Source organism: Paraburkholderia sp. RAU2J, from assembly GCF_003634845.1.
GTDB classification, from domain to species: Bacteria; Pseudomonadota; Gammaproteobacteria; order Burkholderiales; family Burkholderiaceae; genus Paraburkholderia; species Paraburkholderia fynbosensis.
In genome coordinates, this window is sequence record NZ_RBXG01000002.1 from 844,713 (window position 1) to 866,608 (window position 21,896).

Genomic DNA, 21,896 nt, shown 5'->3' on the forward strand with positions numbered 1-21,896 from the left:
CGCGTCCATTCGCGCTTTAGGTAGCGTAAGCGACCTGCTTTAGCCCGCGTATCTCACGCGTGGCGAGTGCTCTGCGCCACGCGCGCCGAACGCGGCGTCCGCTCGCGTGCATACCCCGCCATCCCGCTCAGCTTGTCGTCGCTCCCGACTGAATACCCGAATAGCGCGTCCGAGGCACAATGCCATGGTCGGCCCTGATCGCGTTTTCCGTGATCGCGTTGCCCTGAGAAAGGCGAAGACCGGTCACGTCGCGCTCGTCGTCCTCGACCATGACAGGGGTTTCACCCCGCAGATTGCGCAGCGCGTGGATGAGCTCATGCGCGAGACCGATGAATGGCGGCCGGTGCCCATCCGGTGTGCTGAATTGATTGGGATTCCAGCGGATCGACGATGGCGATCCAACGTCGCCGTCGAGAAAACTCAGTTGAGGTTCCAACCATTGCGCGACGTCGAACGGCTCGGGCGCGACTGGGGGCGCATTCACCGCGGCTCGTCGAGCGATCTGCTTGTTTCCGCGCGCACGATCGATATTCGACGCGGTCGTGGAATTGCCGCGCAGATAGATTCGCCTGCCGAACGACGGCCCTCGCGATAGTGACAACTCGGTGCTATCGCCGGAAGGAAGAATCGCCACTTTATATGGCAGGGAAGTGTGAACGAGCGCCCCGGCCATGACGATTGCGTCCATGAGCCTGCGGCCATTCGTGCCGCTCGCGATTTTCCCGAGTGCCTCTAGCGCCGCAGCGACAAACGATTGCGGCTGCCGCGGATACCTGCCGATCATGACGCCGCTGTATCGGGTCGGCGTCCATTGCACCTCGTTTCGTGGCTCTGGCGTCGGCTGATTGAGGAGGGATGGAATCGTGATAGCTGGCATGAACTGATGTCGTTCCGGTGAGCAGGTTCTTCCATAACAGTCATCGAAAGCGTTTTATTCCATGCCGCAACAGGTGCGCTCACTTCCCGGTTGAGATGGAATAGATCCGGCTGCCTGGATGTTGTGATGGCACACAGCGCGCGTTCCTGACACGCTTCGCGCTGCACGCCGTCCATCCACGGGAGACACGATGTCAACGCCCTCTTTGATTTCGACCGTACTGGCGCTCGGCAGCGGGATCGTGCTCGGCGGTTGCGTCGCACCGGCTATCGCCGATACGCAGCCCATCGAGCCACCCGGCGCCACGCGCGTGATGGCTGCAACGGCATCGGGCGTGCAGATCTACTCGTGTGAATTCGACGCGCAGAGACACCTCGGGTGGGTATTCCGCAATCCGCAGGCGACGCTCTATGACGAGAACGGCGTCGCCATTATTCAGCATCGCGCGGGTCCGTCATGGGAAGCAGATGATGGCAGCCGGATCGTCGGACATGCAATCGCTCAGAAGCCAAGCGAGACGCCCGGCAGCGTACCGCAACTGCTATTGGCGACTCACAGTACCGGAGGGCCGGGCGCGCTGTCGTCAATCACCTATGTGCAACGTGTGGACACAGTGGGTGGTGCGATGCCGACACACCAGTGTTCGGTCAGACATCAAACAGGCAGTTCCGCTTACTTTGCGCGCTATGTGTTCTATCGATAGGCGCTAGAAAGCATGCATTGCGTGCGGAAACGACGTGGCGGAATAAAGCACAAAAATGACTGGAATAAATCGACGTGTCGAATGTTTTGTTCAACATGAGAGAACTTGATATGCAATCCGAACCGACCGACTCGCGGCTTGCCGAAACCGAAGGCATGGCGGTCGAATTCATCGATCACCCCGATTGGCACAAGTGGCTCGACGGTCTCACCGATGCATCTCCCTGCGGCGACGACCTCGAATACGATCCGTCGTTCCGCGCGCTCGAAGCGGCGGCACACGGCCGTCCGGAAGCGGAGTACGGCACGACCCTCGTACCCGCCGTGCCGCCCGACTGGAAAGCCGCGGATGCGTTGTGCGCCGACCTGTTAGCCCGCACACGCGATCTGCGCGTGGTCGTGTACCTGATTCGCGCGCGGGTCGCCGTCGAAGGCGTCGTGGCGCTTACCGACGGTCTTGCGCTCGTCCTTGGCCTGCTCGACACGCAGTGGACGCATGTGCATCCGCAACTCGAATCCGGCGACGCGGACGATCCGACTGCGCGCATCAACGCATTGGCCGCGCTTGCCGACAACGCGGGGCTGGTCGAGGAGATTCTGAATGCGCCGCTGGTGCCGCAACTGCACTCGGCGAGTACATGGATCACGTTGAAGCGCTGGCTCGCCGTCAACGACGAGCCAACCGCAGGCGAAGCGAATGACGCGGCGACGCTGGCGGAGATCGACGCATCCGTGGCCGCGGCTGCGGATCGGGCCGCGTCGCTGTCGCGCTCATTCCGTGTTGCATCGGCGCACGCGGAGCGCATCGAGGCGACGCTCGTCGAACGCGTCGGGCACGGCCGCTCTCTCGATCTCACGGTCTTGCGGACGCCTTTGCGGCGTGCGCAGGCGCTGCTCGACGCGTGTCTCGACCGGCATCGCCTCGGCGGCGCGCACTCACAGGACGCAGTCGAGATGGACGCAGCGCCGCTGATGCTCACCCCTGTGTCGACCCGCGCGGACGTGATCGCGATGCTCGACCGCCTGTGCGATTACTACGCGCGCCATGAACCGTCGAGTCCAGTCCCGTTACTGCTTGGCCGCGCGAAAAGACTCGTCGACAAGACCTTTGTCGATCTCATCAGGGAGCTTGCGCCCGAAGGGCTCGCTCAATTGACCAACGTAATTGGAGCCGCCGGCGTGGCGTCGTCCGACTAACCGAACGGAGAAACAGCAAGATGGCCAGAGAGAACAGTCAGAAGTTCATTGGGCGAAATCGCGCGCCCCGCGTTCAGATCGAATACGACGTCGAAGTGTACGGCGCGGAAAAGAAAGTGAGTCTGCCTTTCGTGATGGGGGTGCTCTCGGATCTGTCGGGGCAACCGGCAGAGCCGCTGTCGCCGGTCGCGGAGCGCAAGTTTCTCGAGATCGATATCGACAACTTCGACGAACGTCTTCGCTCGATGAAGCCGCGTGTCGCGATGCAGGTCGAGAACACGTTGACGGGCGAAGGAAAGATGGGCGTCGATATCACGTTCGAAAGCATCGACGATTTCTCGCCGGCCGCGATCGCAAGGAACGTTGCGCCCCTCGCGAGGCTGCTCGAAGCGCGCAGCCAGTTGCAGAACCTGTTGACCTATATGGACGGCAAGACGGACGCCGAACAACTGGTCGGCAGATTGCTCGACGATCCGGCATTGCTCGACGCCATCGCCGGCGGCGCCGAAGCGCGCGATAAGCAGGGCAATAAGCCAGTGCATACGCCGGACGACAAGCCTGACGCGAGCCCGCAGCCCGCGCCGCAAGCCTGAGCGTCAGCCCTTCGTCAAAAGTCATCGAGACAAGCAACCATGGCCAACACTATCGACACCCTGCAGCAGAACCCTAGCGGCGAATCCACGGACGCGGCGCAAGCTGAAATCGGCGCCTCCGGCGATTTCGAGCGCCTGCTCCAAAGGGCTTTCAAGCCGCAGACCGAAAAGGCGAAAGAAGCCGTTGAAACTGCGGTGCGCACGCTTGCGCAGCAGGTTCTTCAGGACACGCAACTCGTTTCGGACGACGCCCTCGCGACAATCGAATCCATGATCGCCCGCATCGACGAAAAACTGAGCGCGCAGGTCAACGTCATCCTGCACGACGAGCGCTTCCAGAAGCTGGAGAGCGCATGGCGCGGCCTGCATTATCTGGTGACGAACACCGAGAGCGACGAGACACTGAAGCTGCGCGTGCTGAACGTTTCCAAAAACGATCTGCACCATTCGCTGCGCAAATATAAAGGCGTCGCGTGGGACCAAAGCCCGTTCTTCAAAAAGATGTACGAAGAGGAGTACGGCCAGTTCGGCGGCGAACCTTATGGCGCGCTGGTAGCGGATTATTACTTTGACAACGGCGGGCCAGACGTCGATTTCCTGACGCAGATCGGCAAGATTTCGGCGGCGGCCCACGCGCCGTTCATCGCGGGTGCGGACCCGGCCGTGATGCTGATGGACTCCTGGCAGGAACTCGCGAACCCGCGCGATCTGACGAAGATTTTCCAGACTCCGGAGCATGCCGCGTGGCGTTCGTTGCGCGACTCCGAGGACTCCCGCTATATCGGTCTCGCGATGCCGCGCTTCCTCGCCCGGCCCCCCTATGGCGCGAAAACGAGCCCCGTCGAGGCGTTCGATTTCGAGGAAGACACGGCCGGCAGCGACGCGTCGAAATACACATGGGCGAACGCGGCCTATGCGATGGCGGTGAATATCAACCGGTCGTTCAGCACCTATGGCTGGTGTTCGCGGATTCGCGGCATCGAGTCGGGGGGCGCGGTCGAGAACCTGCCGGTGCACGCATTCCCTACGGACGACGGCGGCGTCGACATGAAGTGTCCGACCGAGATTGCAATCAGCGACCGGCGCGAAGCGGAATTGGCGAAGAACGGTTTCATGCCGCTGGTGCATAAGAAAAACTCCGACTTCGCCGCGTTCATCGGCGCGCAATCGTTGAACAAGCCGATCGAATACGAAGATTCGGACGCCACCGCGAACGCCAATCTTGCCGCACGTCTGCCGTATCTCTTCGCGTGCAGCCGTTTCGCGCACTACCTCAAGTGCATTGCTCGCGACAAGGTCGGCAGTTTCCGCGAAAAGGAGGACATGCAGCGCTGGCTGCAGGACTGGATTCTTCAATACGTCGACGGCGATCCCGCGCATTCGTCGGAGGGGACCAAGGCGCGCCGTCCGCTGGCCGCCGCCGAAGTGGTCGTCGAAGAGGTGGCGGGCAATCCTGGCTACTACACGTCGAAATTTTTCTTGCGACCGCACTATCAGCTCGAAGGCCTTACCGTCTCGCTGCGCCTCGTGTCGAAGCTGCCTTCGGCGCGCGCAGCCTGACGATACGCCGCTCACGCTTCATTCAACCGCAGTCATTCAATCAGGAATCACATCATGGCAGTCGATATTTTTCTGGCACTCGGCACCGTCAAAGGCGAATCGCTCGATACGAAGCACAAGGATGAAATCGATGTGCTGTCGTGGAGCTGGGGCTTGAGCCAGTCCGGCACGATGCACCTCGGCACCGGCGGCGGTGGCGGAAAAGTTGCCGTGCACGATCTGTCGGTGACGAAGTACACGGACCGCTCCACGCCGTCGCTCATCACCGCGTGCGCGACCGGCAAGCACTATCCGACAGTGACGTTGACTGTGCGCAAAGCCGGCGGCACGACGCCGTTGGAGTACTACAAGATCGAACTGGAGAAAGTGCTGGTGGTGAATTACGCCACGGGCGGCTCCGACGGCGAGGACCGCTTTACCGAGAATGTCGCGCTCAACTTCGAGAAGTTCCACGTGACGTACCAGCAGCAGGACCCAACCACTGGTTCTGCGCTCGGTGGCGTGGTCGAGAGCAAGTGGAACATCCCCGCGAACGCGGAAGCCTGAGCACCGAACGCGAACGAGGCCCGAATCCGTGATGAAAAACGCTGAGCGCATCCAGCCGTCGCTACTGGAACGGCTGACCGATCACGAGCCCGCCGCGACACGCGAAACCCGCGAACATCGCACGAGCTCGGCAAGCGCTCTGCGCCGCAGCGTGATGCGTGATCTCGGCTGGCTCCTGAACGCGCAAGGTATCGCGGCGGCGCAGGACATTGCGCGCTTTCCCCATGTCGCGGATTCGGTGCTGAATTTCGGCTTTGCCGATCTTGCGGGCCAAAGCGCTTCCAGTGTCGACATCGTACGGATGGAGCGGCGCCTCACCGACACGATTCGCGCCTTCGAGCCGCGGATTCTGCGGGGCTCGTTGCGCGTGCGTGCGGTGACGACGGGTGAGAACGGCGGCCAGCACAACGCGCTCGCGTTCATCGTCGAAGCCGATCTTCATGCGCATCCAGTGCCGGAACGTCTTTATCTGCGCACCGAGTTCGATCTCGAAGCCGGTCAGGCAAGCGTGATCGAACAGAGCGGCTCGCTGTGAGCGCCATTTAGACACCAGTCATGAATCCACAACTGATCGAGTACTACAGCCAGGAGCTTCAGCACGTCCGCGAGATGGGTGCGGAATTCGCTAAGACGTACCCGAAAGTCGCGGGACGGCTCGGGCTGGAGAGCTTCGATTGCGCGGACCCGTACGTCGAGCGTTTGCTGGAAGGCTTCAGCTTTCTCGCGGCGCGGGTGCAGATGAAGATCGACGCGGAGTTTCCCCGCTTCACGCAACATCTCGCGGAACTCGTCTATCCGCACTATCTCGCGCCGACGCCCGCGATGGCCGTCGTACAGATGCAGCCGGACGCCACACATCCGTCGCTGGCGCAAGGGGTGGAGATACCGCGCGGCACGTCCCTGCATGGGCGGCTCGATGGCGATAGCTCGACCCGCTGCGAATTCCGCACAGGCCACGCGGTGAGCTTGTGGCCGCTGGAACTGGTCGACGCGCGGCTCTTTACTCATGCGGGCGCGCTCGATGGTGTGAGCGCGACGCTGCCCAAAGGCGTCAGGAGTTGTTTGAAGCTGCGCTTGCGCGCGTCGAACAATCTGAAGATGCGGGACATTGATCTCGACAGCGTGCATCTTTATCTGCGCGGCGGCGAAGGTCTACCCGAGCGTCTTTATGAATTGCTGCTCGCTTCGACGCTCGGTGTCGCCGTGACCCACGACAGCAGCGGCACCGTTTTGCCGCCGTCGTCGTTGCAAGCTCACGGCTTTTCGGATGACGAAGCACTGTTGCCCGTCAGTGGCCAATCGTTTCCGGGTTATCGGCTGCTGCAGGAGTATTTCGCGTTTTCGCAGCGCTTCCTGTTTCTGTCGATCGACGGATTGAAGCCGTTCATGAGCCGCTGCGATAGCGACGAAATCGAATTGGTCGTGCTGCTGTCGCGCGCGGACCCGCCACTCGAACAACGGGTCGACGCGTCGCATTTCGCGCTTCACTGCACGCCGTGCATCAATCTCTTCCGCCGACGCACCGACCGGATCGCCGTCAACGGCGAGCAGTTCGAACATCATGTCGTGCCCGACCGCACCCGGCCGATGGACTTCGAGGTGTATCAGATCGAAAGCGTCACCGGTTACCGGGCAGGTGAGGGTGCGGATATCGAGTTCCAGCCGTTCTATCGCGCGCGCGATCTTGGCGTGCCGGATTCCGCCGCCGCGTTTTACCAGGTGCGGCGCGAGAAGCGGCAACCGTCCGCGCGTCAGGATGCTCACGGCGCGCGCACGCATTACCTCGGCAGCGAGACCTTCATCGCGCTGGTCGATACGCGCGGCGCGCCGCACACCGGTGAACTGCATCAATTAGGGCTCAGCGCGCTGTGCACGAACCGCGACCTGGTGTTGACGATGCCGCTCGGCGGCGACACGGCCGACTTCACCATCGATCTCGAGGCGCCGGTGGCCGGCGTGCGCTGCGTGGCGGGACCGAGCCGGCCGTTGCCGTCGTTTGCCGAGGGCCCGATTGCCTGGCGCTTGCTGAGCCACCTGTCGTTGAACTACGCGTCGCTGCTGGACACCGATGCGGTGCAAGGCGCGCGCGCGATGCGCGATCTGCTGGGCCTCTATGTGCCGTCCGGCGATATCGTGTCGGCGCGGCAGGTCGACGCTCTGCGCTCGATCGGCTCCGAAGCGGTGACACGGCGTCTGCCTTCGCGTGGCCCGCTGGTATTCGGACGCGGCCTCGAAGTCTCGCTGCTGCTGGACGAAGCCGGTTTCGAAGGCGGCGGGGCATTTCTGTTCGGCGCGGTGCTGGCGCGCTTCTTTGCGCAGTACGTGTCGTTGAATTCATTCACCGAGACGATCGTGCATAGCCTCACGCGCGGTGAAATCATGCGCTGGGCGCCGAGGAGCGGACCGTGGCGAACGCTATGACGCTGTTCGAACGCCTCTCCACAAACGCCAACCGCTACGATTTTTTCCACGCGGTGCGCTTGCTCGAGTGCGCGCATCCGCAGCTGCCACGCGTCGGCGCGTCGCTTCGCCCGCGTGACGATGCGGTGCGTTTCGCGCAGGAAGCAGAGTTGATTTTTTTCCCCACCACGATGCGCAGCTTTACGGTGGACGCGGAGCGCGCGGCGCCGCCGCGTCTGGTGGTGAATTTCTTCGGACTGCTTGGGCCGAACGGTCCGATGCCGACGCATCTGACCGAGTACGTGCGCGACCGCGCGCGCAACGCGAACGACCCGGCATTTGCCCGCTTTCTCGATGTGTTTCATCACCGGATGACGTCGCTGCTGTATCGCGCATGGGCCGTCGCGCAACCGGTCGTCAGTCTGGATCGCGAGACGGGCGATCGCTTCTCCGCGTATGTCGGCACGACCTTCGGACTCGGCGAGGCGGCACTGTGCAATCGCGACGCCGTGCCTGATTTCGCCAAGCTGCATTTCGCCGGCGTGCTGAGCGGCCCGACGCGGCATGCGGCTGGATTGCGACTCGTGCTCGCGCGCTTTTTCGGCGTGCCGGTCCAGGTGATCGAGAACGTCGGGCACTGGCTGCGCCTGCCGCCATCGACGCTCAGCCGCCTCGGCGCAAACGGCGAGAGCGCGCGGCTTGGCGTGGCCACCGTGCTGGGTGCGCGCGCGTGGGATCGTCAGCATAAGTTTCGCGTCGTGCTCGGCCCGCTTTCGATCGACGACTACCGGCGCTTCCTGCCGGGCGAGCCGAGCCTCGTGCGCGTCGCCGACTGGGTACGCAACTATGTGCGCGATCCGCTCGAATGGGACGTCAATCTGCGCTTGCGACGCGCGGACGTCCCGCGTCTCGCACTGGGCCGCCATCAGCGGCTGGGCTATACGACCTGGTTGCTGACGCGTCCCGCGCAGGCGGATGCGGCGCAACTCATCATCAACATGCGCGCGTCGAGTGCGCGCGCGCCGTCTCACCCACGGGGATAAACCATGGCAGATATCAGCCGCGCCGCAATGTTCGGCAAACTCGACGCGCTGGCCTTCCGCGCGATGGAAAGCGCAACCGCGTTTTGCCGGCTGCGCGGCAATCCGTATGTCGAAGTCGCGCACTGGCTGCATCAGGTGCTGCAATTGCCGGATTCGGATCTGCATCGAATCATCCGGCACTTCGATATCGAGCCCGCTGCGTTCGCGCGCGATCTGGTCGAAGCGCTCGACCGTTTGCCGCGCGGCTCGACTTCGATTACGGATATCTCGTCGCAGCTCGAAGAAGCGGTCGAGCGTGGCTGGGTCTACGGCTCGTTGCTGTTCGGCGCGGCGCGGGTGCGCAATGCGCACCTGCTGGTTGGCGCGCTCAAGACGCCCGCGCTGCGCAACGCGATGCGCGGCATCTCGCGCGAATTCGACAGGGTCAGGCTCGACGATCTGATCGAGCGTTTCGAGGCGGTGCTCGACGGCTCGCCGGAGCAGACACAGATGCAAGCGCAGACCGAGATCCAGGCGCCGGCCGTCGCAAACGCGCTTGGCCATACCCAGGACGCGTTGCTGCGCTTCACCGTCGACCTCACCGCGCAAGCCCGCACGGGTGCGCTCGATCCGATCGTCGGACGCGACGACGAGATTCGCCAGCTGGTCGATATCCTGATGCGGCGCCGCCAGAACAATCCGCTGCTGACCGGCGAGGCGGGCGTCGGCAAGACGGCGGTGGTCGAAGGACTCGCGCAACGGATTGCTGCGGGCGACGTGCCGCCCGCGTTGCGCAGCGTCGTGCTGCGCAGTCTCGACGTCGCGTTGCTGCAGGCGGGCGCGAGCGTGAAGGGCGAGTTCGAGACGCGGCTGCGCCAGGTGCTCGACGACGTGCAGTCGGCGCAACAGCCGGTCATCCTGTTCATCGACGAGGCACACACGCTGATCGGCGCAGGGGGAGCCGCCGGCACCGGCGACGCCGCAAACCTGCTGAAGCCGGCGCTCGCGCGCGGCACGGTCCGCACGATCGCCGCGACGACATGGTTGGAGTACCGGCGGCACATCGAAAAAGATCCCGCGTTGACGCGGCGCTTCCAGGTCGTGCAGGTGCGCGAGCCTGACGAAGCGCGCGCGATCCTGATGACGCGCGGCGTAAGTGCCGCGCTCGAAAAGCATCACGGCGTGCAGATTCTCGACGAAGCCGTCGAAGCAGCCGTGCGGCTGTCGCATCGCTACATTCCGGCGCGGCAGTTGCCCGACAAGTCGGTGAATCTGCTGGATACCGCGTGCGCGCGCGTCGCCGTCAGTCAGCACGCGACGCCCGCCGCCGTCGACGACGCACGTCAGCGGATCGCCGCGCTCAAGACCGAACTCGCGGTATTGCAACGCGAGAGCGCGATCGGCATCGACACCGTCGCGCGGCACACGCAGGCGTCCGACGCGCTCGACCAGCAAACGCAACGCCTTGCGGAACTCGAAAGCCGCTGGTCCGTCGAGCGCGAGCTGGTGGCGGGCCTTCTCACGCAGCGCGCGCAACTGGCGCAGAACGCGCCAGGCGCCGATCTGGCCGCGTTGCGCGCGCAACAGGATGCGCTCGCCGTGCAGCAGGGCGACGCGCCGCTGATCATGGCGGCCGTCGATGCGCAGGCGGTCGCGTCGGTCGTGCAGGACTGGACGGGCATTCCCGTGCTGCGAATGGTGAAGGAGGAAACCGACACCATCCTGCATCTCGAGGATCATCTGGGCCGGCGGATCATCGGCCAGCGTCATGCGGCGGAGTCGATCGCGAGGCGCATCCGCACCTCGCGAGCTGGTCTCGACAATCCGGACAAACCGGTCGGCGTGTTCCTGCTCGCGGGAACCTCGGGCGTCGGCAAGACGGAGACGGCGTTGGCGCTCGCCGAATTGCTGTACGGCGGCGAGCAGAACCTCATCACGATCAACATGAGCGAGTACCAGGAGCCGCACACAGTGTCGCTGCTCAAGGGGGCGCCGCCGGGCTACGTCGGTTTCGGCGAGGGCGGCGTGCTGACCGAAGCCGTGCGCCGCAGGCCGCACAGCGTGGTGTTGCTGGACGAAGTGGAGAAGGCGCATCCCGATGTGCACGAACTGTTCTTTCAGGTATTCGACAAAGGCCGCATGGAAGACAGCGAAGGCCGTTCGATCGATTTCCGCAACACGCTGATCCTGCTGACCACCAACGCGGGCGCCGATTGCATCGCACAGTTGTGTGTCGACCCGCAACGCCTGCCTGAGGCCGACGCAATCGAGCGTCATCTGCATGCGGAACTGCTGCTCACCTTTCCGGCCGCGCTGCTCGGCCGCATGGTGACGATTCCGTATTACCCGCTGAGCGACGAGATGCTGCGGCGGATCGTCGTTCTGCAGCTCGAACGGGTGGCGCAGCGAGTGCGGCGCGCACACCAGGTGCCGTTCACTTACGACGACGGCGTGATCGCGCAGATCGCCGCGCGCTGCACGCGCATGGACAGCGGTGGCCGGATGATCGACGCGATCCTCACGCATGGCGTGCTGCCGCATATCAGCGCGGAGGTGCTGTCGCGCGTGATCGACGGCAGGGCGCTGGCGCGCGTGCATGTCGGCGAGCAGGACGGAGAGTTGACTTATGACTTCGAGTAGCACACGGCACGTTCGCATGCAGTGCGCGGCGCTCGGCGACACGGCGGTGTTTCTGCGGATGTCGGCGCGCGAGGCGCTCGGCCGCCTGAGCGCATTCGAGCTGACGTTTCTGAGCGCGCACAACGATCTCGATCCTGGGGCGGTGCTCGGCGAGGAACTGTCCGTGACGCTCGACTTTCCGGCGGGCGGCGAGCGCCAGTTCAACGGCATCGTGACCACACTGCGGCTGTTGACGCCCGGCGACACCACGCATAACCGCATGGCGCGTTACGAAGCGCTCGTGCATCCGCGCCTCTGGCTATTGACGCGCGCGTCGCACCGGCGTTTCTTTTATCAGCGGACGGTGCCGCAAATCGTGACGAGCATACTCGAATCGTTCGGCGTCGATTTGCGCAATACGTGTAGCGCGGCGTATCCGGCGCTTGAGCACTGCATGCAGTATCGCGAGACCGATTTCGATTTCGTCAGCCGGCTTCTGGAGCGCGAGGGCATCCACTATTTTTTCGAGCACGCGAGCGGCAAGAGCACGCTGGTGCTGACCGATTCGAACAGCGCGCATCGGCCCATCGCGCACTACGAAACGATTCCGTATCAGGCGTGGGAAACGCCGGAGCAGGACGAGGAGTGCATCTACCGCTGGGTGTCGGGCGCCACGTTGCAGACCGGCCGCTACGAAGTCAACGACTACGATTTCGAAAAGGCGTCCGTCAGCAACAGTCAGGGCTTGATGGCGCGTGCGACACGCGGCGCGCCGTTCGATCCGGCCCGCTACGCGAAGCAGGAACACTTGACGGGGCACCGCAGCGCCGCCGACGGCGAGCGTGTCGCGCGCGTCAATGTCGAGGTTCACGAGGCGCTGAACCAGTCCATCGAAGCGCGTTGCACGTCGCGCGGCATCGCGGCAGGCGGCCTGTTTCGCCTGCGCGATCATCCGGACGGCGCGCAGGAACGGCAATTCCTCGTCACGGGCATCGAGGCGGACATTGCATCGGACGCCTACGTATCCAGCGACGACCCGAGCATGCCGCTGTTCGATTGCCGCTTCACCGCGATTCGCGCCGACACGACGTTTCGCCCCGAACGGATCACGCCGGTGCCGTCGGTTGCGGGCCCGCAGACGGCGGTCGTCGTGGGGCCGGACGGCGATGACTTTCTGACCGATGCGTATGGCCGCGTGAAAGTGCAGTTTCACTGGGAGCAGCTTGCGCAGGGCGGCGGCGCGCAACGGCTCGACCGCGGCTGGGTGCGCGTGTCGCAAGGCTGGGCGAACCGGCGTTGGGGCGCGATGATGCTGCCGCGCATCGGCCAGGAAGTGCTGGTCGAGTTCATCGAAGGTGATCCGGACCGGCCGGTGCTGACCGGTGCGCTCTACAACTCGACCAGCATGCCGCCGTACGAATTGCCCGCGAATGCCGCGCTGTCGACGTTGAAAAGCCATTCGACCCAAGGCGGCAACGGCTACAACGAATTGCGCTTCGACGACCGCAAGGGCAGCGAGCAACTGTTCTTCCACGCGGCCCGCGACCACGAAACGTGGGTCGCGCATGACGCGCTGATGAACGTCGCGCACGATTCGCATCGGCGCGTCGACGGCAACGAGTATCGCGAAACGGGCGGCGCGCGGCACGACACGATTCGCGGCAGCAGCCGCTCGCGCGTGGACGGCAGCGTGTCGGCCGCGACGCTCGGTTCGCACGAGCAGTTCGCGGGCGGCGCGTATTCGCTCGGCGCGGGCGCGGCCGTGCGGATCACGGCGGGCGCGACGGTCGAGATCGAGGCGAGCGCCACGATCGCGTTGCGCGCCGGCGCGTCCTACGTCCTGATCGGCCCTGAAACGATCGAGATGTCGAGCTTTCCGATTCCGCTCGGTCCAGGCGTGCCGCCCGTCGCGCTCAACGTTCCGCCGCCGTCTCCCACACCGCCGCGCGATGCCGACGACGGCACCCGCAAGCTCGTCAAATAAGGAGTTCACGTGTCACCGAACCACTCTGCGTCACTCACGCTGACCGTGCATGGCGGCGACGCTTCTGCCGCGCCGCGCAGTGTCCGGCTCGATCACGAAGGCGGGACGATCGGCCGCGCGCCGGACTGCACGATCGTGCTCGCCGATCCGCAGCGCAACGTGTCGCGGCTGCATGCGCGAATCGACTCGCGCGAGGCGGGCTTCGTGCTGATCGATTGCGGCAGCAACCCGACCGTGTTGAACGAACGTGTGCTCGACGGCAGCCGTGAGGCCGTGCTGCAGGATGGTGACAGGCTGCGCATCGGCGCTTATGTGCTGGAGGTGTCGATCGATGCGGCAGCGGTATCGGAGCCGCATACGGAGCCGCCGGTCGAGGTTCCCGACACGCTGATGACGCGGGCCGCGCCGGCAACGTCTGCACCCCCGGCGTGGCCGGAGCAGGCGCATTGGGATGTGAAGCGAACGGCTCCGCTGATTCCCGACGATTGGGATTTACCGAAGGACGAGCCGTCCGGCACGCCGTTCTTTCCTGATCCGCTGGCCGCCGCGCCGTTGTTGCGCGAACCTGCGCCGCTTGTCGGCAATGCGAATCAGGCTTTGCTGGACGCGTTGACGCCGGTGGACCCGTTGCGTGCTTCGTTGTCCGATTCAGCGCGCCGCGTCGAGGCGACATCGTTGCGTACATTCGAGCATGTCTCGCCGGAGCAGGTGGCGTTGAAGGTGCCGACGTTGGCCGTCACGCCGTTGCCCGCTGCGGCGCAGCAGCGCGAACCGCTCGGCGGCGAAACGGGCACTGACCCGTTGCGCTCGAACGCGCAAGCCGGATCGTTGCCTTCGATGCGCTGGTCTTCGACGTTCAGTGCGAACGCGACTGCAAGCCCGATCGCGAATGCGGTGCCAACCGCCACGCGCGCAGCCGAGCCGTTGCACCCGGCCGCAGGCGCGAGTCCCGAGCCGAGTCCCAATCTCAACCCCGACGCCACCGCCACCGCCTTACTCGAAGGCCTCGCCATCGACCCCAACGCCGTGCGCCACATCCCTGCGCCCGAACTCGCACGACTGGCCGGTGCGATGCTGCGCGAAGCGACGCAAGGCGCGATGAGCGCGCTGCGTTCGCGCTCGATGGCAAAACGCGAGACCCGCATCGCAATGACCTTGATCGAAGAGCGCGACAACAACCCACTGAAGTTTTTCCCCGACGTGGACGCGGCATTGACGCAAATGCTCGCTTCACGCGGTGGCGGCTACCTCGCCCCGCGCGACGCGTTGCACGCCGCGTTCCACGACATTCAGGCGCACGAGCTGGCCGTCGTCGCGGGCATGCGCGCCGCGCTCGCGCACGCGATGGCCCGCATCGAGCCCGCCGCGATCGAGAAGTCGCTCGATGCCGCGAACGGCATCGATGCGCTGCTGGGCAACCGGCGCGCGCGTCTGTGGCAACGCTACGTCGACACCTGGGAGCATGTTGCGCGCGATGCCGGCGACGACTTCCACCGCACCTTCGGCGAGCCCTTCAGCCGCGCCTATCAGGCGCAGCTCGACGCGCTCGACGCGGACCGGGAGTAACGCTATGTCCTGGAACAACAAGGTGATCTGGTCCGAAGGCATGTTCCTGCAGCCGCAGCATCTGCAGCAGCATGACCGGCATCTGCAGGCTCAGCTCGAAGGGCGCGCCGCGCCGTTGCGTGCGTATGGCTGGGGCTTCACGTCGCTCGAAATCGACGACGCCCTGCTCAAGCTCGGCAAGCTGTCGCTGCGTTCGGCGGCGGGTGTGCTGCCCGACGGCACGCCGTTCAACCTGCCCGCCGACGACGCGCTTCCCGAACCGCTCGAGATTCCCGACGGCATCTCGAACCTGCTGGTCGTGCTGGCGTTGCCGGTGCGCCGTCCCGGCGCGGGCGAATCGGGCGGCGCCGAGCGGCCCGACAATCCGGCGCGCTACCGGATCGACGAGTTCGACGTGCACGACAGTAACGACCGGGACGCCGTCACCACGCTGATGCAGGTCGGCAAGCTGCGTTTGCGTCTCGCGTTCGAATCGGACGTCGCGAACGCCCACGCGTGTCTCGGCGTGGCGAAGATCGTCGAGCGCGTTGCCGATTCGCGCGTGCTGCTCGACGACGCGTACTGCGCGCCCTGTCTCGACTTGCGCGTCGCCGGCCGCCTCGCGCGCTTCACCACCGAGCTGAACGGTCTGTTGCAGCAACGCGGCGAGACGCTCGCCGCGCGCCTCGCACAACCCCATGCCGCCGGCGCGGCGGAAATCTCGGACTTTCTGCTGCTGCAAACCATCAATCGCGCGCAACCGCTGATCGGCCATTTCATGTCGATGAGCGGACTGCATCCCGAGTCGCTGTTTCAGGAGACCGTGCAGCTTGCCGGCGAGCTCGCGACATTCGGCCAGCACGAGCGGCGTCCACCGGTGTTTCCCGCGTACCGTCACGACCGGCTCGCGGAAACCTTCACGCCGGTGATCGACGCGTTGCGGCTCGCCTTGAGCCGCGTCGCCGATCCGCAAGTCGTGCCGGTGCCGCTCGACGAACGCCGCTACGGTCTGCGGGTGGCGCGCGTCGCCGACCGCGCGCTGTTCGGGTCGGCCACCTTCGTGCTCGCGGTGCGCGCACAGATGCCCGCCGACGCGCTGCAGGCGAGCTTCCCCGCGCAGTTGAAGATCGGCGCGATCGAACACATCCGCGACCTCGTGAATCTGCAACTGCCGGGGATCGGCTTGCGCGCGCTGCCGGTCGCCCCGCGTCAGTTGCCGTTTCATGCGGGCTTCAGCTACTTCGAGCTCGACGACTCGAACGACGCATGGCAGAACCTGGCTTCGTCGGCGGGAATGGCGCTGTACGTTGCCGGGGATTTTCCCGCGCTGACGATGGAATGCTGGGCGATCCGTCGATGAAGCCCGCACGCACGTCACGACCCACATCAGGACTCAGGCGATGACCCACGACACCAACCCGGCGTCCGACGCTCCGGACTTTCTCGACGCCGCGTGCACGATCATGATGCCGACGCCAGGCCGCCGGCTCAACACGGAGCGCGAACGTCGCGCGCAGGCGTCGGCACCACCGCTCGCGCCGCTCGATGCCGCGTCGCCGGGCCTCAACCCGCTGCTGCGCGCCGCCAATCCGCTGCTGGAGTTGGCCCTGCCGTTGCGGCGCCTGACCAGCCATGCGGATCTCGACGCGCTGCGCACGCAACTGATCGACATGATGCGCACGTTCGAGACGAATGGCCGCGCGTTCGGCGTGCCCGATGCGCAACTCGGCCCCGCACGTTACTGCCTGTGCACCTTCATCGACGAAGCGATCGCCGCGACGCCATGGGGCGCGGGCGTGTGGGGACAGCGCAGTTTGCTGGTCACGTTTCATAACGAAGCGTCGGGCGGCGAGCGGCTCTTCGCGATCCTTCAGCGCGTCGCGCAGACGCCGGCCGCCGATCTCGATCTGCTCGAATTGATCTACGTGATGCTGGCGCTCGGTTTCGACGGACGCTACCGGCTGGTCGAGAACGGCAAGTCGCAACTCGACGCGATCCGCGAAAGACTCGCGGAGTTGATCCGCGCGCAAAGGCCGCCCGTCGAACGCGGCCTGTCGCCGCATTGGCAGCCGGCCGTGCAGGCCAGCAAGCGTCTGTTCCAACTCGTGCCGCTGTGGGTGGCCGGCGCGTTGGCCGCGCTCGTGCTGGTCGCAACCAGTCTGATCCTGAACCTGCGCATCAACGATTTCTCTGACCCGGTCTTTGCATCGATGCGCTCGATTCGTGTGGCGCCCGCGCCGGTGCTCGCGAACAAGGTGCATGCACAGCCGGGTCTCGCCGCGTCGCTGTCCGGATTCCTCGCGCCCGAGATCGCTCAGGGGCTCGTGTCGGTGAGCGAGTCGGCGGACCGAACCACGGTCACCATCGACAACACGGCGGGTGGCACGCAACTGTTCGCCTCCGGCAGCGCCGATCTCGATCCGCATTTCGTGCCGCTCATGCAGCGAATCGGCGACGCGTTGCGCGACAAGCCGGGCAACGTCGTCGTAGTCGGTCATACGGATAACCAACGAATTCTGTCGGCGCGCTTTCCTTCCAATGTGGCGCTGTCGCAGGCGCGCGCCGATACGGTGCGCGAATTGATCGCACAGCGGTTGGGTTCGTCCGGGCGTCTGAGTGCGGAAGGGCGCGGCGACACCGAGCCGCTTGCTTCTAACGACACCGCGGCGGGCCGCGCGAAGAACCGCCGCGTCGCCATTGTGATTCTTGCGCCGGGAGCTGCGTCATGAAGTGGTTAGCGTTGTTACGGAAACCCATCGTCGTATCGCTGGCCGGCGTGCTCGCGCTTTCTGTCGTGCTGTGGTTCGAAGGACCGCTGGTCGCGGTGGGCGCACATGTGCCGCTCGGCAATGTGACGGGCCGCCGGATCGCCATCGCGCTGCTGATCGCGGGCTGGGCGATCTATTGGGGCGTGCGCGCTGCGAAGGTGCGGATCGCGCAGTCGAACTTCGTGCGCAATCTGATCGCCAATGCCGCGGACCCCGCGAACCGCGAGCGCAGCGACGCGCAAAAAGCCGCCGACGCCGACCTCGCCGTGCTGCGCGAGCGCTTCGAGGCCGCGTTGTCGACGTTGCGCCATCACGCGAACGGCGTGCGCGGCACGGACGGCATGCGAAGCGGCGGCATGAAAGCGCGTCTGACGTCCTGGATCGGCGCGCGCGGTCATGCGTTGTACGACTTGCCCTGGTACCTGTTCGTCGGCGCGCCGGGCGCCGGCAAGACGACCGCGCTGACCCAGTCGGGGCTGCGCTTTCCGCTCGCCGAACGGCTCGGCGCCGAAGCGATCGGCGGGGTCGGCGGCACGCGACATTGCGACTGGTGGTTCACCGACGACGCGGTACTGCTCGACACCGCCGGCCGCTTCACGACGCAGGACAGTCATCGCGACGCCGATCGCGGCGCATGGCTCGGGTTCCTCGCGTTGTTGCGCAAGTCCCGGCCGCGCCGGCCGTTGAACGGCGTGATGGTGGTCGTCTCCGCCGCCGATCTGCTGCAGCAGACGGACGCCCAGCGCGCCACGCAAGCGGCCGCCGTGCGCGAGCGGCTGGCCGAACTCGACAGGCAACTGGGCATGCGCTTCCCGGTGTACGTCGTGGTGACCAAAAGCGACCTGCTGTCCGGATTCTCCGAATTCTTCGACGACCTCGGCCGCGACGAGCGCGAACAGGTCTGGGGCATGACGTTCCCGTATGCGCCGCCCGCCGACGACGCCACCTCGCACGACGCCGCCGATGCCGCGCCATTGCAACGTTTCCCCGACGAGTTCCACCTGCTGCATCGGCAACTCCAGGCGCGCGTCGTGCAGCGCATGCAGCAGGAGACCGACGTGCGGCGCCGTGCGTTGATCTACGCGTTTCCGCAGCAGTTCGCCGGCATTGAAACCTCGTTGCAGCGTTTTCTCGGCGACGTGTTCGGCGCGTCGCGCTTCGCTCGCACGCCGCTATTGCGCGGCGTCTACTTCACGAGCGGCACGCAGAGCGGCCGTCCGCTCGACCGGATGATGAGTTCGATGGCAGCGGCGCTCGGCCTGCGCCGCGAGGTCCTGCTCGCGGATTCGTCGAGCGGGCGGGCGTATTTCGTCAAGCGTCTGCTGCACGACGTGATCTTCGCGGAAGCGGGCATCGCGGGCAGCAATCTGCGCGTCGAGCGTTGGCGCGCGCGTTTTCAGCGGGTGGCGATCGGCCTCGTGATCGCGCTGCTGATCGCCGGCCTCGTGGCGCTCTTCATCGGCGACCGCGCGAATCGCCGCTTCGTCGACGCGAGCCGCGAGCAGATCGCCGCGCTGCAAGCGCAGGTTCGGCAGATCGCGTCCGGCGACGACCCGCTCGCCGTGCTGCCCGTTCTCGATGCGGCGCGCGCGTTGCCCGGCGGCGCGGCCGACCGCGCCGCGCATGGCGCGCCGTGGTGGTCGAACTTGCGCTTCGATCAACGCGAGAAGCTCGGCCTCGAAGCGGAGCGTGTCTATCAACGTCTGTTGCGCCAGACGCTGCTGCCGATCGTCGTACAGCGGATGGAGGAAGCGCTACGCCGTGGCGATGCGAGCAATGCCGTGGGGCAGTACGAGGTGCTGCGCGCGTATCTGATGCTCGGCGACCCGTCGCATTTCGATGCTGGCGCGATCGTCACGTGGGCGCTGCGCGACTGGCAGCACGGCACGCTGCGCAGCGCCACCGACGCGCAGCGCGCGGCGATCGAGCAGCATCTCGATGCGCTGTTTCAGGCCGGCCAGTTCGATTCCGGTTTGCCGCTGGACCAGAACCTGATCGCGCAAAGCCGCGCGGCGCTCGCGCGCGTTCCGCTGGCGCAGCGCCTGGACGGCCGCATCCGCCAGCAGCTTGCGCAGTTGCGCCTCGCCGATTTCGCGGTGGCCAAAGCGGCCGGCCCGAGTGGCTTGCTGGTGTTCGTGCGCAGGAGCGGTGCGCCGCTCACGCAAGGTGTCGACGGTGCGTATACGCGAGCCGGTTTCGCGGCATTTCAGCGGCTGCGCGAAGTAGCGCTCGCGAATCTGTCGAAAGACGACTGGGTGCTCGGCCGCAGCGACGCGAAGCTGGATGCGGGCGGCGTCGACGCATTGCGCACGGCGCTCACGCGTCTGTACTACGAGGAAGGCATCCGCCAATGGGACGCTTTGCTCGACGATGTGAACGTGGTGCCGTTCAACGCGCCGGAAGCGGGCGCGCGCGTCGCCAATCTGCTGGGCTCGCCGAATTCGCCATTGCGCGCGCTGGTGCAGGCGGCGGCGCGCGAAACCACTTTCGCGGTGCCCGACGCAGGCAAGACCACGTCGATGGACACGCATTTCCAGCCCTTGCACGACCTCGCGGGCAAGCCGGGCGCCGCGCCGATCGACGAATCGATCGCCGCGCTCAAGGACGCCGCCGCGACCTTGCAGGCGGAAGACTCCGCGCGCCGGCAGTCGTTGCCGTTGCCGTCCACCGCGCCGCTGGACCGGTTGAAGCTGTTGTCGCAGGGCGCGCCCGCGCCGCTTGCGTCGGTGTTGCAGGGCGTCGCCGCCAATGCCGATACCGTGCAGCTGCAAAGCCAGCGTGCGCAGCTTCGCGCGCTGTGGGCGGCGAGTGTCGCGCCGGTGTGCCGGCAGGCGCTCGACGGCCGTTATCCGCTCGTGCGGACCTCCACTCGCGATGCCGCGCCCGACGACTTCAGCCGGATTCTCGCGCCCGGTGGTCTGATCGACGATTTTTTCCAGAAGAACCTGCAAAGCCGGGTCGATATGTCGGGCGCGACCTGGCGCTGGCGTCCCGAGGCGCGCTCGCTCGGCATCGGCGACGACGTGCTCGCGCAGTTCCAGGACGCCGCCGCAATTCGCGATGCGTTGTTCCGCGATGGCGGCCGCGACGTATCGGTCCGCTTCAGCGCGAAGGTGGCGAGCCTCGATCCCGCGGTGAAGCGTTTCGTGCTCGACATCGACGGCCAGCAGCTGGTGGCGACGCGCGAGTCGCCTGGGGCCGCCGCGGCTTTCCAGTGGCCAAGCGGCAAAGGCACGGGCGAGGCGCACGTCGAATTCGATCCGCCGCAAACATTGCCCTTGCACGCCGACGGCGCGTGGGCACTGTTCCGTTTGCTCGACGGCGCACGTATCGCGCAGGACGGTCAGGCGGATCGTTTCAAGGTGTCGTTCGATGCGGGCCGCGTGACGTTGGCCGTGGCCGCGAGCAGCGTGAACAACCCGTTCCGTGCGGGACTCTTGGACCGCTTTCGCTGTCCGGCGCAACTATGAGGCCGTGCCGCATTCGTAAGACGGGCTTCTACGGCAAGGTCCGCACGCACGGCGATTTTGTCGGCCAGGGGCTCGCACCGGAATTCGTTGCGCAATGGGACCGATGGCTGCAAGCCGGCATGCTGAAAACGCGTGAACGCTTCGGCGACGCATGGCTCGACAGCTATCTCGCGATGCCGCTATGGCATTTCTCGGTGCGGCCAGGCGTCGCCGGCCGGTACGGATATGCGGGTGTGATGATGCCGGGCATCGATGCGGTGGGCCGCTATTTTCCGTTTGCGATTGCCCGCGCCATGACGGGCGCGGATGAGCCGCCGCGCGACGACGACGCGCCGGGTGCGGCGTGGCACGAAGCGGCTGCGCGGCTTGCGCTGTCGTCGCTGAAAACGGGCTTTTCGCTGACGGCGTTCGAGGCCGCGCTTGCTGGGTTACCCACGCATGAAGCGCACGCGGCGACGGCGAGTCTGCCGTCAGCGGGCGACGCCGATAGCCTGTGGTGGCATCGTGTGACGGCGGGCGAGCGCGGGCCGCTGGTTCGGCATCGTCACGACGGTCCGCTCGATACCGCGTTATTCCTGCGGCTTCTCGACGGCCACGCGGATGACTAGCCGGG

At 65.7% G+C, this 21,896-nt stretch carries 16 protein-coding genes; 15 read left to right on the forward strand and 1 reads right to left on the reverse strand.

The annotated features are described in order from the left end of the window. Window positions 1-127 precede the first annotated feature (127 nt). Window positions 128-877 (reverse strand): M91 family zinc metallopeptidase, encoded by a 750-nt coding sequence (locus B0G69_RS21295; protein ID WP_121320741.1) that lies wholly within the window; start codon window positions 875-877, stop codon window positions 128-130. A 190-nt stretch (window positions 878-1,067) separates the two neighbouring features. Here B0G69_RS21295 and B0G69_RS21300 point away from each other — a divergent pair, with 190 nt between their 5' ends. From B0G69_RS21300 to tagF, 15 genes are all read left to right on the forward strand, one after another. Further along, window positions 1,068-1,580, forward strand: coding sequence for a DUF3455 domain-containing protein (locus tag B0G69_RS21300; RefSeq protein WP_121320743.1), 513 nt, complete (start codon window positions 1,068-1,070; stop codon window positions 1,578-1,580). A gap of 110 nt (window positions 1,581-1,690) precedes the next feature. Further along, the gene (gene tssA, locus B0G69_RS21305; protein ID WP_158608964.1) at window positions 1,691-2,776 is read left to right on the forward strand and encodes a type VI secretion system protein TssA; all 1,086 of its coding nucleotides are present in this window, start codon (window positions 1,691-1,693) and stop codon (window positions 2,774-2,776) included. Between the two features lie 20 nt (window positions 2,777-2,796). Next, window positions 2,797-3,369, forward strand: coding sequence for a type VI secretion system contractile sheath small subunit (tssB, locus tag B0G69_RS21310; RefSeq protein ID WP_121320747.1), 573 nt, complete (start codon window positions 2,797-2,799; stop codon window positions 3,367-3,369). 39 nt (window positions 3,370-3,408) lie between these two features. Next, window positions 3,409-4,929 (forward strand): type VI secretion system contractile sheath large subunit, encoded by a 1,521-nt coding sequence (gene tssC, locus B0G69_RS21315; protein WP_121320749.1) that lies wholly within the window; start codon window positions 3,409-3,411, stop codon window positions 4,927-4,929. A gap of 54 nt (window positions 4,930-4,983) precedes the next feature. Further along, window positions 4,984-5,475 carry a type VI secretion system tube protein Hcp gene (locus B0G69_RS21320; protein WP_121320751.1) on the forward strand — a complete coding sequence of 164 codons (492 nt, stop codon included), beginning with the start codon at window positions 4,984-4,986 and terminating at the stop codon, window positions 5,473-5,475. Between the two features lie 31 nt (window positions 5,476-5,506). After that, window positions 5,507-6,010, forward strand: a complete 504-nt coding sequence (gene tssE, locus B0G69_RS21325) for a type VI secretion system baseplate subunit TssE (protein WP_121320753.1) — start codon at window positions 5,507-5,509, stop codon at window positions 6,008-6,010. A 20-nt stretch (window positions 6,011-6,030) separates the two neighbouring features. Then, a complete protein-coding gene (gene tssF, locus B0G69_RS21330) occupies window positions 6,031-7,896 on the forward strand; it encodes a type VI secretion system baseplate subunit TssF (RefSeq protein WP_121320755.1) in 1,866 nt (621 codons plus the stop codon). After that, a complete protein-coding gene (gene tssG, locus B0G69_RS21335; RefSeq protein WP_121320757.1) occupies window positions 7,881-8,918 on the forward strand; it encodes a type VI secretion system baseplate subunit TssG in 1,038 nt (345 codons plus the stop codon). Before tssF ends, tssG begins: the two co-directional genes overlap by 16 nt. Window positions 8,919-8,921: 3 nt before the next feature. Next, a complete protein-coding gene (tssH, locus tag B0G69_RS21340) occupies window positions 8,922-11,537 on the forward strand; it encodes a type VI secretion system ATPase TssH (protein WP_121320760.1) in 2,616 nt (871 codons plus the stop codon). Then, window positions 11,524-13,500 carry a type VI secretion system tip protein TssI/VgrG gene (gene tssI / locus B0G69_RS21345; protein WP_121320762.1) on the forward strand — a complete coding sequence of 659 codons (1,977 nt, stop codon included), beginning with the start codon at window positions 11,524-11,526 and terminating at the stop codon, window positions 13,498-13,500. Before tssH ends, tssI begins: the two co-directional genes overlap by 14 nt. A 9-nt stretch (window positions 13,501-13,509) precedes the next feature. Then, entirely contained in the window at window positions 13,510-15,066 is a 1,557-nt protein-coding gene (gene tagH, locus B0G69_RS21350; protein WP_121320764.1) for a type VI secretion system-associated FHA domain protein TagH, read from the forward strand. 4 nt (window positions 15,067-15,070) lie between these two features. Then, complete coding sequence (tssK, locus tag B0G69_RS21355; protein WP_121320766.1) at window positions 15,071-16,405, forward strand: type VI secretion system baseplate subunit TssK; 1,335 nt, start codon at window positions 15,071-15,073, stop codon at window positions 16,403-16,405. A gap of 40 nt (window positions 16,406-16,445) precedes the next feature. Beyond that, a complete protein-coding gene (tssL, locus tag B0G69_RS21360) occupies window positions 16,446-17,774 on the forward strand; it encodes a type VI secretion system protein TssL, long form (protein ID WP_121320768.1) in 1,329 nt (442 codons plus the stop codon). Beyond that, window positions 17,771-21,283: a type VI secretion system membrane subunit TssM gene (tssM, locus tag B0G69_RS21365; protein ID WP_121320770.1), complete on the forward strand. Its 3,513-nt coding sequence runs from the start codon at window positions 17,771-17,773 to the stop codon at window positions 21,281-21,283. Before tssL ends, tssM begins: the two co-directional genes overlap by 4 nt. Then, a complete protein-coding gene (gene tagF / locus B0G69_RS21370) occupies window positions 21,280-21,891 on the forward strand; it encodes a type VI secretion system-associated protein TagF (protein ID WP_121320772.1) in 612 nt (203 codons plus the stop codon). The genes tssM and tagF overlap by 4 nt, the downstream gene beginning before the upstream one ends. Window positions 21,892-21,896: the final 5 nt, after the last annotated feature.